Here is a 12,832-nt window from a genome sequence, read left to right on the forward strand (position 1 = left end):
CCTCGACCCCGCGGCGCCGAAGGCGCCGCAAATAAACACAGCTCAGCTGAAGTGTTCGTCGAGCACGGCGCAGACGGCTTCGGCGAAATCACCGACGGCGTCGTTGCCGAGGCACCGTGCGTCCTCGGCCAGACCGGCCCACCGGTTGAGCAGCGCGTCCGAGCGCGGCACCGACAGGCCGTGTTCGCGGGCGACGGCGATGCGCGCGTGATCGGCCGGCAGGAACCAGTAGGTGCTCAGCCACACCCAGATCAGCCGGGCTTCGAGGATCTTGTCCGCGAGCAGCGCATCGTCGGCGAGGGCCGGCCAGACGCCGACCACTTCGGCACGCCAGGCCTCCACCATCTGCAGGGCGCGTTCGCGGGAGAGTTCGATATCGCAGAGGCATCCGGGGAAGGAGACCAGTGCGTAGGCGATATCGAGGGTGGCGTCCCGGAAGCCGCCCCATTCGTAGTCGAGGATCCGGGCGCCTTCTTCGTTGAGGATCACATTGTCGGGGCACAGGTCCGACGGGCTGAACGCCCGGAACCGGCCGCCGGTGAACAGGCGCGCGCCGTGCGCGAGCTGTTCACTCACCTCGTCGGGGACCTCCATACCGAGTTCGCGCCGCAGCAGCGCGGGCATCTCCCCGACCGCGGCCTCGGCCTGCTGGGCGATTCCGTCGACCCGGTGCACGACATCGACGCGGCGCAGCAGGGCCACGAAATCGGGTTCGCGGCCCACCGTGGCGGCGTGCATCCGGCCGAGCGCCTGCGCGAACGCCATCATGGCATTGCGGGTGGCCGGTTCCATTCCGGAGCTCAGCACATCGGTGAGTTTGGTGTTCTCCCCGAGGTCGCTGAGGACGAGCAACCGGTCGGGCAGACTGTGCGCGATGAGATAGGCGCCGGGGCGCTCCCCGCGGCTCAGTGCGGTGGTGAACTGGTAGGACACCGCCTCCCGGAGGAAGGCCGAATCGACGCTCGCGACACCCGGGGTGACGGTCACGTTCTTCGGATCCGACACCGACCCGCGCACCTGCTTGATGATCAGGGTGCGCGGTAGCGAGAAAGCGTTTTCGGCGACCCGGACGCGGAGGACGGTCGTCCGTCCACTGCCGCTGAGTTCGGTGGGGTCGCTCAGCCTCACCGGAGCACCCATTCGCTTTGTGAGCAACTGCTGCGCTGCGGATACGACTTCGGTGGCTCGTTCGGCCAGTAGTGCAGTCATCGCATCTCAAGTTACTCGCATTCGGTCACTTCTAGCGAGCGGTTGAACAACCTTTCCGTGTCGTCCGGCGTGTCCGCCGCGTTCCCCGCCGCGTGACCGGCCTGCTTGACACCGCTGTGCCGGTCGGGTTTTCTCGATCTGAACTGCTGTGCGCCACACCGGAAACCAGCTGCGTCGAAAGGTATGCCAGCGTGACCGACACACCGCGTTCCGCCCCGGCCTCTCCCGGCGATCCGGCAGGTGAGCAGCCCCCCGCCCCCGGCGGCCCGCCGCCCGCCGCCGCGGCCCAGGGCGGCAGTGCCGTGGTGAGCAGCGACACTCCGCTCCCCGGCGCCCCACCACCGGTGGGCAAACCGCCCGTGACCCGGCAGGGCACCGTGGACGAAACGCCCGGCGCGCCGCTCGACACCCGACCGGCCGATGCCGCCGGGGCCGGCGCGCCGGGGCCCGCGGGCACCACGGCGCCCGGCGATGTCCCCGGTCAGCCGGTGTATGGGCCGGCCGGCACCGGACCGGACCCGAACACCCGGGCCTACGGCTACCAGGCCTACGGCACCGGGATCCCGGGCCGGCTCGATATCGGCCACGCGCTCAGCTACGGCTTGGAGAAGTTCAAGCTCAATCCGGGGCCGTGGGTCGCGGTCACCTCGCTCGGCCTGATCATCTATCTGCTGGTCTGTCTGGTCGTCCGGGTGGTGGAGCCGCGTTCGGCGCTCGGCCTGTTCGTGATATTCGCCGCCGTCATGGCCGGGTTGTGGCTGCTGCAGGCCGCCATGGTGCGGGGTGCGCTGTACGAAACCGACGGTTACCGGCCGGGTTTCGGTTCCTACTTCTATCTGGGCAGTATGGCCAACGCGTTCCTGACCGCGCTGCTGGCCTTCCTCGCGACCACCCTGGCGTCCGCGCTGTGCCTGCTCCCGGGGATCGCGGTGGGGATCGGGTGTATGTTCTCGCTGCACTTCGCGATCGAACAGGGGCAGAGCCCGGTGGAGGCCATCAAGTCCAGCTTCCTGCTGGTGCTGCGGGACCCGGTACGAGTCCTGCTCCTGGTGCTCACGGTGGTTGTGGTGACGGTACTCGGCCTGCTGGCCTGCGGGCTCGGCCTGCTGGCGGCCGGCCCGGTGGCGACGATCGCGGTCACCTACGCGTATCGCACGCTCACCGGGGGCCCGGTTTCACCCGCGTAGCGGGAGCCTAGGCGCTGCCACCCGCCGGGGCCGCGGCCTGCACCGCGCCGTTGCTCTCCGACCCCTTCCCCTTGGGCTGGGATGCGGCGTCCAGACCGGCTTCCTTGCGCTGCAGGGCGGTGATCGGCGCCGGCGCGTCGGTGAGCGGGTCCACCCCGCCACCGGTCTTCGGGAAGGCGATCACCTCGCGGATGGAGTCCAGCCCGGCCAGCAGCGCGACGATCCGATCCCAGCCGAAGGCGATGCCACCGTGCGGTGGGGCGCCGAAGGCGAACGCGTCCAGCAGGAAGCCGAACTTCTCCTGCGCTTCGGTTTCGCTGATCCCCATCACCTTGAACACGCGCTCCTGCACGTCCTTGCGATGGATGCGGATACTGCCGCCGCCGATCTCGTTGCCGTTGCAGACGATGTCGTAGGCGTAGGCCAGCGCGGCGCCGGGGTCGGTGTCGAAGGTGTCCAGCGATTCCGGCTTCGGCGAGGTGAACGCGTGGTGCACCGCCGTCCAGGCCGAATGCCCGAGCGCTACATCGCCGCTGGCGGTGGCGTCGGCGGCCGGTTCGAACAGCGGCGCGTCCACGATCCATACGAACGACCAGGCGTTCTCGTCGATCAGCCCCACCCGGTGCGCGATCTCGGAGCGGGCCGCCCCCAGTAGTGCCCGCTGCGCCTTCGCCGGTCCGGCGGCGAAGAACACACAGTCACCCGGCACGGCGCCCACGTGCGCGGCCAGGCCGGCGCGTTCCTCCTCGGTGAGGTTCTTGGCCACCGGCCCGGTGAGGGTCCCGTCCTCGCCGACCAGTACATAGGCCAGGCCCTTGGCGCCGCGCTGTTTGGCCCAGTCCTGCCAGGCGTCGAGCTGCCGCCGCGGCTGGCTCGCCCCGCCCGGCATGACGACCGCACCGACATAGGGCGCCTGGAACACCCGGAACGGGGTGTTCGCGAAGTACTCGGTGCATTCGGTGATCTCGACCCCGAAGCGGAGGTCCGGTTTGTCGCTGCCGAACCGCCGCATCGCCTCGGCATAGGTCATATGCGGGATCGGCGTGGGGATCCGGTAGCCGACGAGGTCCCACAGCGCCACCAGGATGTCCTCGGCGAGCAGGATGACATCCTCCTGCCGGACGAAGCTCATCTCCAGGTCTAGCTGGGTGAACTCGGGCTGCCGGTCGGCGCGGAAGTCCTCGTCGCGATAGCAGCGCGCGATCTGGAAGTAGCGTTCGATACCGCCCACCATGAGCAACTGCTTGAACAGCTGCGGGCTCTGCGGCAGGGCGTAGAAGTTACCGGGCTGCAGCCGGGCGGGCACCAGGAAGTCGCGGGCACCCTCGGGGGTCGAACGGGTGAGCGTCGGAGTTTCGACCTCGACGAACTCATGCCGTGCCAGCACCGCGCGGGCGGCGGCGTTCACCTTGGACCGCAGCCGGATGGCATGGGCGGGGCCCTCGCGGCGCAGGTCCAGGTAGCGATACCGGAGCCGGGCCTCCTCACCGGGCTGTTCGTCGAGCTGGAACGGCAGCGGCGCGCTCTCGTTGAGCACTTCGAGTTCCTTGACATCGACCTCGACCGCACCGGTCGGGAGTTCCGGGTTCTCGTTGCCCGTGGGCCGCTGTTCCACCACGCCGACGATCCGCACGCAGTATTCCGCCCGCAACCGGTGCGCCTGCTCCGCCGCCGGACCTTCCCGGAACACGGCCTGCGCCACCCCGGACGCATCACGCAGATCGATGAAGATCACGCCACCGTGGTCACGCCGCCGGGCCACCCAACCGGAGAGGGTAACGGTCTGACCGGCCTGTTCACTTCGCAATGAACCGGCCAAGTGGGTGCGCAGCACGGTATTCCTTTCGACGGTCGGAGCACACCGGGACGGCCTCCGGATGCGGTTGCCATCGTAGTGGGCCCCGCCGAGCGGACGTAAACGGATATATTTGCGAGCACCTGAGCACGCCGCGGTGAACACGTTCACAGACGGGATCAGCCATGACCTTCAACGAGGGATCACAGATCGACCCGGGTCGCGCCTCGTCGGGCCCGGGTCGGGGCCGGGGCGGGAAAATCGCCCTCGGCGGCGGCGCCGGCGGCCTGATCGTTCTGGTACTGGCCCTGCTGCTGGGTGGGGATCCGGGCTCGATGCTGGGCCAGTTCACCGGGGTCGAGGATGCGCAGCAGGGCACCGGCGAGACCGCTGGTACTCCCGAGCACTGCCGGACCGGCGCCGATGCCAACAAATACGTGGACTGCCGGGTGGTGCTGACCGCACAGAGCCTGGATTCGGTCTGGTCGGCGGAACTGCCCGAACAGACCGGTGTCGCCTATACCGCACCCGGTATCCGCCTGTTCACCGGCGGCATTTCCACCGGCTGCGGGTACGCGAGCAGCGAAGTGGGCCCGTTCTATTGCCCCGGTGACCGGACCGCGTATTTCGATGTCGGTTTCTTCCAGGAACTGGTGGACCGGTTCGGCGCCAGTGGTGGGCCGCTCGCCCAGGAGTACGTGGTGGCGCATGAGGTGGGCCACCACATCCAGAATCTGCTCGGCGATATCGGCCGGGCACAGCAGGATCCCCGCGGTCCGGAGTCCGGCGCGGTGCGCACCGAACTGCAGGCCGACTGCTACGGGGGTATCTGGGCCCACTACGCGGACAAGACACCCGCGCCGGGATCGGATACACCCCTGCTGATGCCACTGGCCGATACCGATATCAGGGACGCCCTGTCGGCCGCCTCCGCGGTCGGTGACGACCGGATCCAAGAAGCCGCGACGGGCCGGGTGAACCCGGAGGCGTGGACGCACGGCGCCGCCGACCAGCGTCAGAAGTGGTTCCTCACCGGATACCGCACCGGCGAGGTGGCGGCCTGCGACACCTATTCGGCCGGCGATCTGAGCAACCCGGCGGGCCTGCGCTGACCCGCCGGGACGGCCGGTTCAGAACTGGCTGTCGTAGCCCGCGTCCTCATCGGCGTCCACCGCGCCGATGACCTCCGGCGCGGATTCACCGAGCGGCCCGGTGAGATCGTCGTTACCGGTGGGACTCCGGTAGGGGTCGACCGTGCGGGAGTGTTCGTCGTCGTTGTTGCGTTGCCCGGCGGCGCCGCCCGGCGAACCCATGAACGAACTCGACGCGGGTGTGGTGGCGGCGGAGGGCATACCCGCCATCGGTACACCGGGACGGACCACACCCGTCAGCGGTGTCTGGCTCGCTCCGGGCACTCCGGGCAGCGCGGGCGAACCGGGCGTACCCGGTGTTCCGCCGGGCGATCCGGTGGACAGGCCCGGGCTTCCCGTGGTGAGTCCGGGGCTGCCGGGCGTGGTGCTCGGGCTCCCGGAGTTCAGGCCGGCCAGGGTGGTGGCGGCCGGATCGTCGCCGGAGCCCAGTGCCGATTCGAGTGCCGAGGTATCGGAGGCCATGCTCTGCGCCTGCTGCATGATCGGCTCGCCGACACTCTGGGCCACACTCTGCGCGGCCTCGGCGGCCTTCTGCCCGTCCACACCGAGCAGGTTCTGCACCATTCCGCCCAGCTCCGCCGTCTTCCCGGCGAGATCACCGCGGGTGGCATTGGCCACGATCACGGCCTGCCCCAGATGCTCGGTCGCCGAGGCGATGAGGGCGGTCTGGGCGGGCGGCGTCATGACCACCGGGGCGAGTGCGACCGCCTGCCCCAGGAACGACGTCGCGATGGTACTGAGCTGGGCATTGCCCTGTTGTACGACCGCGGCCGCAGCCTGGGTGAGGGCGGCGATATCGATACCGCGCTGACTGGTCTGGAGCCCGGAGTTGTTGGCCTCCTGCCCGGCGGTCTGCGCGGTCTGCGCGGCGTCGCTCTCCCAGACCTGTCCCATGGCGGTCAGGCTGCTCTTGCCCACGCTCATGGCGACCTCGATGATCTGGGAGGATTGGCTCAGGATGGCGGTCGGGTCCAGGGCTCCGATGACCCCGGTGCCGAAGCTGCTCAGCAGGTCGCGGATGGGCTGGAACAGCACATCGATACCGGGCAGGGCAGGCAGGGCCGCGCCACCGAGCAATGCTCCCACCGGATCGGCGGGCAGAGCCGGGGCGGCCGCGGCCGGTGTGGCTCCGGCCGCGGCGGCGCCGGCACCGGAGGGGACACCGCCGCCGGCGGCCGTGTTCAGCACCTGCCCCAGCACGCCCTCGGCGGTCTCCAGCACCGGCGCCGCGGCCTCGTTGACGACCCCCAGCAGTTCGTTCGCCTGAGCGGAGGCCTCCTCGGCGGCACCGGACAGGATGTCCTGCGCTCCGGCCGGCTCCCCGCCCGGCCCGGACGACCCGGGCAGACCCGCCGCGGGTACGCCGGTCTGTGGTGCGTCGTCGGAAATCCGCCGCGAGAGCACGAATTCCGGTGCGTCCACCGGCTGTTCGCCCTCGGGCAGCTGAGCGAGCGGAACATCCTGGATGGCGGCGGCCGGGTCCGGTACGGCCGCCGGCGCGGCGGTTTCCGGAACGTTCACGGGGGCGGCCGGTGCCGCCTGCTGGAGCTCGGGGGCGATGAGGCCCGCGGAGGCGGTGGTGTCGAGCGGTTTCACAGGCCACCCCCGGCCGCGCCGAGCACACCGGCCGTACCGTCGTCGGTGGCGTCGTAGTTGAACGCGGAGGTGAAGGCGGCCTCCGACAGTTTCTGGTATTTGGCCGACAGATCGTTGATATCGCGCGCCTGCAGCACCTGCGCGGCGGCGAACATGGCCAGATAGTCGGCACCGATCAAACCGAAAACCGGTGTCAGTGCGGCGACATTGGCCACGGCGTCGATATTGCCGGCCGCCGCGATCTCGGTCCCGATTCCGGAATTCGTGATTCCGAACGCCCGCAGCGCTTCGGTCGCTACCGAAAGATTACTCATCGAGCTCCCCCCTGATTCTTCGTGAACATCATCGTGGCCACCGCATGAAACGTGTCTATGCCGCAACGACGCGCACCCCTTGCGGCACCAAATGGTTGCCGCCCGAATATAGCCCACTCGACCTACCGGACACGAGACGCGACAGAGCCGCAAAACTAGAACCTGTTGCAAATTAGAACAAGTTCTATATTCTCGTGTCCATGAAGGTCGCAGTGACCGGCGCCGCCGGCTACCTGGGTACGAATCTGCTCCCGTTGCTCGCCGAGCGGGGTGACGAGATCGTCGCCATCGACCGGGTGGCACCTCGCCAACCCGGCGCGGCGAATATCTCCTGGGTGAGCGCCGACGTCCTGGACCCCGAATCCATGCGTGCCGCGCTCGACGGCGCCGAGATCGTCTACCACCTGGTCGCCGTGATCACCCTCGCCGACAAGCACGATCTGGCCTGGCGGGTGAACACCGAGGGCGTCCGCGTGGTCGCCGAGGCCGCCCATGCCGTCGGAGTACGGCGGTTCGTGCACGCCAGCTCGATCCACGCCTTCGACCAGTACAGCTGCGGCGGCAATATCGACGAGACGACGCCGCGGTCCACCGACGCGGGCCTGCCGGTCTACGACCGCTCCAAATGGGCCGGCGAGATCGCACTGCGCACGGTGGTCGACACCGGACTGGACGCGGTGATCTGCAACCCCACCGGGGTTTTCGGTCCGGCCGATCACGGCACCCCGCTGTCGCGCATCAACCGCTCACTGCGCGACGCCGCCCGCGGCCGCATTCCGGCCATGATCGACGGCGGTTTCGACCTGGTCGACGTCCGCGATGTCGCGCGCGGTCTCGTCCTGGCCGGCGAGCACGGCCGGACCGGGGAGAACTATCTGATCGGCGGCGAGATGATCTCCATGCTCGACCTGTGCCGGATGGCCGCGCGGCACGGCGGGAAGAAGGGGCCGCGCTTCTCCATCTCCCCGAAACTGGTCTCGGGTCTCATCCCCGTGATGGAGCCGATCGGTAAGCGGCTCGGCACCGATATCGTCTCCAAGGCCGCGCTCGGCGCGCTGGTCTCGGCGCCACTGGTCGACCACGGCAAGGCCACCCGGGAACTCGGCTACCGACCGCGTCCCATCGACGACACGGTGCGCGACCTGGTCGCCTTCTTCGCCGACCCACACGCCCCACTGCCCGATTTCACCCCGACTGCTTGACACCACATAGAACGCGTGTTCGACTGGTCCGGTGCGGTGGCAGAACCAAACCCTGGACGCCGACGACGGCGCGCTGCCCGGGCTGGACCGGGCCGGATTCGCCCGCACCGTACAGACTCCCGAATTCGACGGGATCACCTTCCACGAAGTGCTCTGCAAGAGTGCGCTGAACAAGGTTCCCGACGAATCGAATCTGCCGTTCCGGTGGACGGTCAATCCGATGCGCGGTTGTTCGCACGCCTGCCGCTACTGTTTCGCGCGCGGTTCGCACGAATACCTGGATCTCGACGCCGGAACGGATTTCGACACCCAGATCGTCGTGAAGACCAATATCGCCGCCGTGCTGCGGCGCGAGCTCACCCGCCGGTCCTGGCACCGGGAGAAGGTGGCGCTCGGCACCAACACCGATCCCTACCAGCGCGCGGAGGGCCGGTATCGGCTGATGCCCGGAATCATCCGCGCCCTCACCGATTCCGGGACGCCGTTCTCCCTCCTCACCAAGGGCACCCTGCTGCACCGGGATCTGCCGCTGCTCACCTTGGCCGCGCGGGAGGTGCCGGTGCACATCGGTATCTCGCTGGCGCTGCTGGAACCCGAACTGCATCGCGGGCTGGAACCGGGCACCCCGTCGCCGCGCGCCCGGCTGGACCTGGTGCGCGCCTGCAGTGACGCCGGTTTCGCGGTGAACGTCATGGTGGCGCCGGTGATCCCGTACCTCACCGACGGCCGGTCCCAGCTCGACGAGTTGTTCGGTGAACTGGCCGCGGCCGGCGCGGCGTCGGCGGTCGCGCTGCCCCTGCATCTGCGCGGCAGCACCCGGGGCTGGTTCCTGGGCTGGCTGGCCGAACATCATCCGGCACTGCTGCGCCGATACCGCCAGCTGTATCGGCGCGGCGCGGTGGTCGCCCCGGAATACGCCGGCTGGTTGCGCGAGCGTATCGATCCGCTCCTGGAGCGGCACGGTCTGCTCCCGGAGCCCGAAGCCGAACCCCGCACCCCACCCCCTGCCGAGCCCCGGACGGCCCCCCAGCTCGAGCTCTTCGCCTGACCGGAACCCCCGCGGGGTACCCGGTCGTCCCTGCCCTCCGGGCGGCCGTAGGAACGGCGAGTTCCAGGTCATAGGGCCCGGCACGCCCGGCGCACTACGCTGGTAGGTATCACACAAACACAACGCAGGAACACCTCGTTCCGCTTCCGCCGCCGACCCGGCCGTGTGCTTTTCCGGCGCGGCGACCCCGCCCCGGGGTAGGTTGGCGACCGGCAGCTCATTTCGACGAGGAAGTGAAGCACGCATATGGTTTCGCACCACGACAATATCGGCCGCCCGGACCCCGCTACCGCCGGGAACGACTCCGGCACAGCGGTATTGGACCGTGTCGTCATCCGCTTCGCGGGCGACTCGGGCGACGGTATGCAGCTCACCGGCGATCGGTTCACCCATGAGGCGGCGGCCTTCGGCAACGATCTGGCCACCCAGCCCAATTTCCCGGCCGAGATCCGGGCACCGCAGGGGACGCTACCGGGTGTGTCGTCGTTCCAGATCCAGATCGCCGATCACGACATCCTCACCGCCGGTGATCAGCCGGATGTGCTGGTCGCGATGAACCCGGCGGCGCTGAAGGCCAATCTGGGCGAGTTACCGCGGGGCGGCACCGTCATCGTCAACACCGACGAGTTCACCAAACGCAACCTCACCAAGGTCGGATACGCGGCCGATCCGCTGGCCGACGACAGCCTGGGCGAGTTCGTGGTCCACCAGGTGCCGATGACCTCGCTCACCCTGGCCGCGACCGAATCCACCGGGGTCGGGAAGAAGGACGGTCAACGCGCCAAGAACATGTTCGCGCTGGGCCTGCTGTCCTGGATGTACGGGCGGCCCATCGGCGGTACCGAGAAGTTCCTGCGGGAGAAGTTCGCCGCGAAACCGGATATCGCCGAGGCCAATGTTCTCGCCTTCCGGGCGGGCTGGAACTACGGCGAGACCACCGAGGCCTTCGCCACCACCTACAGCGTCGCCCCGGCCGTCCTGCCCACCGGCACCTACCGGCAGATCACCGGTAACACAGCACTGGCATATGGGCTGATCACGGCCGGTTCGCTGGCGGGCCTGCCGGTGTTCCTGGGGACCTATCCGATCACCCCGGCCTCCGATATCCTGCACGAGCTGAGCAAACACAAGAACTTCGGCGTCACCACCTTCCAGGCCGAGGACGAGATCGCCGGGATCGGCGCGGCGCTGGGGGCGTCCCTCGGTGGCGCACTGGGGGTCACCAGCACCTCGGGCCCCGGTTTGGCGCTCAAGAGCGAGACCATCGGCCTGGCCGTGATGACCGAGCTCCCGCTGGTGATCATCGATGTGCAGCGCGGTGGCCCGTCCACCGGGCTGCCCACCAAGACCGAACAGGCCGACCTGCTGCAGGCCCTGTACGGACGCAACGGCGAATCCCCGGTGGCCGTGCTGGCGCCGCGCTCACCCGCCGATTGTTTCGCCACGGCGGTGGAAGCCGTGCGGATCGCCCTCACCTACCGGACCCCGGTGCTGCTGCTGTCCGACGGTTCGATCGCCAACGGATCGGAACCGTGGGCCATCCCGACGGTAGCCGACCTCGATCCCATCGACCCGGGCTTCGAGACCGGCGCGGAAGGCGAGTTCCTGCCCTATGCCCGCGATCGGCAAACCCTGGCGCGCCCGCTGGCGATCCCGGGTACCACGGGCCGGGCCCATCGGATCGGCGGGCTCGAGAAAGCCGACGGCAGCGGCGATATCTCCTACGATCCGGCCAACCACGATCTGATGGTCCGGTTGCGGCAGGCCAAGATCGACGGGATCGAGGTACCGTCGGCCGAGGTGGACGATCCCGACGGTGCGGCCGAGATCCTGCTGGTCGGCTGGGGCAGTTCCTACGGACCGATCGGAGAGGCGTGCCGGCGGGTACGGCGCCGGGGCGGACGAGTGGCCCAGCTGCATCTGCGGCATCTCAATCCGCTGCCTCCCGATCTGGGTGAGGTGCTGCGCCGGTACCCCACGGTGGTCGCCCCCGAGATGAACGGCGGCCAGTTGGCCATGCTGCTGCGCGCGAAGTACCTGGTGGACGTCCAACCGTGGACCAAGGTCGCCGGTACGGCGTTCTCCGCCCAAGAACTGGTGGGCGTCATCGACGCGGCGCTGGACGGCACCCTGGCCGGACTCGAGCACGACAAGGCCCGCGCCGCGCGGGCCCGGGCCACGTACCGCACGAACGGGGGCGCATCATGACCATCGTCGAAACATCGCTGACCGGAACCGAGCTGGGGCTCACACCGGTCTCCGGCCTCTCCGGGGTGCCGACGGCCGACGGCCCGCAGAAGGCCAAGGACTACACCTCCGACCAGGAGGTGCGGTGGTGCCCCGGCTGCGGCGACTACGTGATCCTCGCCACCGTGCGCGGCTTCCTGGCCGACCTCGGCCTGCGCCGGGAGAACCTGATGTTCGTCTCCGGGATCGGCTGCTCGAGCCGCTTCCCCTACTACCTCGAGGCCTACGGTATCCACTCCATCCACGGCCGCGCGCCGGCCATCGCCACCGGGCTGGCGGTGACCCGCCCGGATCTGTCGGTCTGGGTGGTGACCGGCGATGGTGATGCCCTCTCCATCGGCGGCAACCATCTGATCCACGCGCTGCGCCGCAACGTCAATATGACGATTCTGCTGTTCAACAATCGGATCTACGGCCTGACCAAGGGTCAGTACTCCCCCACCTCGGAACCGGGCAAGGTGACCAAATCGACCCCGATGGGCTCGGTGGACCACCCGTTCAACACCCTGTCGGTGGCCCTGGGCGCCGAAGCGACCTTCGCCGCCCGCGCCCTGGACTCCGACCGCACCGGCCTGAACGAGGTACTGCGTGCCGCCGCCGAACACCGCGGCACCTCCTTCGTGGAGATCCTGCAGGACTGTCCGATCTTCAACGACGGATCCTTCGATGTACTGCGCCGCGGGGACAGCGAATCCCGGCTGATCCGCCTGCGCCACGGTGAACCGCTACGGTTCGGCGCCGACGGTGAATACGCCGTGGTGCGAAGGGGTTTCGGTCTCGCCGTGGCGCCGGCGGCGAATGTGCCCGACGACGAGATCGTCGTGCACGACGCGCATACCGACGACCCCGAGTACGCCTACGCGCTGTCCCGGCTCTCCGATCAGGGTCTCGCCCATGTGGTCACGGGTGTCTTCCGGGCGGTGGACCGGCCCACCTACGACGACGGAGTCCGGGCCCAGACCGCCGCGGCCCGGGAACGGTTCCCGGTGGCCGACGAGTCGCTACAGAATCTGCTCACCGGCTCCGAGACCTGGACGGTGGGCTGAGCGTCTCGTCGGCGCGCGGGCGGTCGCCGGACGACGC

10 protein-coding genes are annotated in these 12,832 nt (G+C 69.1%); 6 read left to right on the plus strand and 4 right to left on the minus strand.

The genetic code is table 11. The features are described 5' to 3' along the window. Positions 1–42: 42 nt before the first annotated feature. Positions 43–1,209, minus strand: coding sequence for a protein kinase family protein (locus NF4_RS07230; RefSeq protein WP_063126509.1), 1,167 nt, complete (start codon positions 1,207–1,209; stop codon positions 43–45). A 191-nt stretch (positions 1,210–1,400) separates the two neighbouring features. Between NF4_RS07230 and NF4_RS07235 the strand changes: the two genes are divergently transcribed. Further along, on the plus strand, positions 1,401–2,396 hold the full coding sequence (locus tag NF4_RS07235; RefSeq protein ID WP_063814520.1) for a hypothetical protein: 996 nt from the start codon (positions 1,401–1,403) through the stop codon (positions 2,394–2,396). A gap of 7 nt (positions 2,397–2,403) precedes the next feature. On the opposite strand, the gene aspS is transcribed toward NF4_RS07235, so the two are convergent. After that, positions 2,404–4,230, minus strand: a complete 1,827-nt coding sequence (aspS, locus tag NF4_RS07240) for an aspartate--tRNA ligase (RefSeq protein WP_063126510.1) — start codon at positions 4,228–4,230, stop codon at positions 2,404–2,406. Between the two features lie 146 nt (positions 4,231–4,376). On the opposite strand from aspS, the gene ypfJ reads away from it, so the two are divergent. Further along, positions 4,377–5,303: a KPN_02809 family neutral zinc metallopeptidase gene (ypfJ, locus tag NF4_RS07245; protein ID WP_063126511.1), complete on the plus strand. Its 927-nt coding sequence runs from the start codon at positions 4,377–4,379 to the stop codon at positions 5,301–5,303. 18 nt (positions 5,304–5,321) lie between these two features. Here the strand turns inward: ypfJ and NF4_RS07250 are convergent, their stop codons facing one another. After that, the gene (locus tag NF4_RS07250; protein WP_063126512.1) at positions 5,322–6,938 is read right to left on the minus strand and encodes a hypothetical protein; all 1,617 of its coding nucleotides are present in this window, start codon (positions 6,936–6,938) and stop codon (positions 5,322–5,324) included. Continuing rightward, positions 6,935–7,252, minus strand: a complete 318-nt coding sequence (locus tag NF4_RS07255; RefSeq protein WP_063126513.1) for a type VII secretion target — start codon at positions 7,250–7,252, stop codon at positions 6,935–6,937. The genes NF4_RS07250 and NF4_RS07255 overlap by 4 nt, the downstream gene beginning before the upstream one ends. A 200-nt stretch (positions 7,253–7,452) precedes the next feature. Between NF4_RS07255 and NF4_RS07260 the strand changes: the two genes are divergently transcribed. The 4 genes from NF4_RS07260 to NF4_RS07275 all read left to right on the plus strand — a co-directional run bounded on the left by NF4_RS07260 (position 7,453) and on the right by NF4_RS07275 (position 12,795). Then, positions 7,453–8,454: an NAD-dependent epimerase/dehydratase family protein gene (locus NF4_RS07260; protein WP_063126514.1), complete on the plus strand. Its 1,002-nt coding sequence runs from the start codon at positions 7,453–7,455 to the stop codon at positions 8,452–8,454. A gap of 31 nt (positions 8,455–8,485) precedes the next feature. Continuing rightward, positions 8,486–9,502 (plus strand): Rv2578c family radical SAM protein, encoded by a 1,017-nt coding sequence (locus tag NF4_RS07265; protein WP_063126515.1) that lies wholly within the window; start codon positions 8,486–8,488, stop codon positions 9,500–9,502. A 246-nt stretch (positions 9,503–9,748) separates the two neighbouring features. Then, the gene (locus tag NF4_RS07270) at positions 9,749–11,710 is read left to right on the plus strand and encodes a 2-oxoacid:acceptor oxidoreductase subunit alpha (protein WP_063126516.1); all 1,962 of its coding nucleotides are present in this window, start codon (positions 9,749–9,751) and stop codon (positions 11,708–11,710) included. Further along, positions 11,707–12,795 (plus strand): 2-oxoacid:ferredoxin oxidoreductase subunit beta, encoded by a 1,089-nt coding sequence (locus NF4_RS07275; RefSeq protein WP_063126517.1) that lies wholly within the window; start codon positions 11,707–11,709, stop codon positions 12,793–12,795. Before NF4_RS07270 ends, NF4_RS07275 begins: the two co-directional genes overlap by 4 nt. Positions 12,796–12,832 lie beyond the last annotated feature (37 nt).

Source organism: Nocardia fusca NBRC 14340 (genome assembly GCF_001618425.1).
In the GTDB taxonomy this organism is placed as follows: domain Bacteria; phylum Actinomycetota; class Actinomycetes; order Mycobacteriales; family Mycobacteriaceae; genus Nocardia; species Nocardia fusca.

Excerpts from the sequence above, each read along its gene's own strand:
- NF4_RS07260 (WP_063126514.1), top strand. The coding sequence starts at position 7,453 with ATGAAGGTCGCAGTGACCGGCGCCGCCGGCTACCTGGGTACGAATCTG.
- ypfJ (WP_063126511.1), top strand. The coding sequence starts at position 4,377 with ATGACCTTCAACGAGGGATCACAGATCGACCCGGGTCGCGCCTCGTCG.
- NF4_RS07270 (WP_063126516.1), top strand. The coding sequence starts at position 9,749 with ATGGTTTCGCACCACGACAATATCGGCCGCCCGGACCCCGCTACCGCC.
- NF4_RS07255 (WP_063126513.1), bottom strand. The coding sequence starts at position 7,252 with ATGAGTAATCTTTCGGTAGCGACCGAAGCGCTGCGGGCGTTCGGAATC.
- NF4_RS07275 (WP_063126517.1), top strand. The coding sequence starts at position 11,707 with ATGACCATCGTCGAAACATCGCTGACCGGAACCGAGCTGGGGCTCACA.
- NF4_RS07230 (WP_063126509.1), bottom strand. The coding sequence starts at position 1,209 with ATGACTGCACTACTGGCCGAACGAGCCACCGAAGTCGTATCCGCAGCG.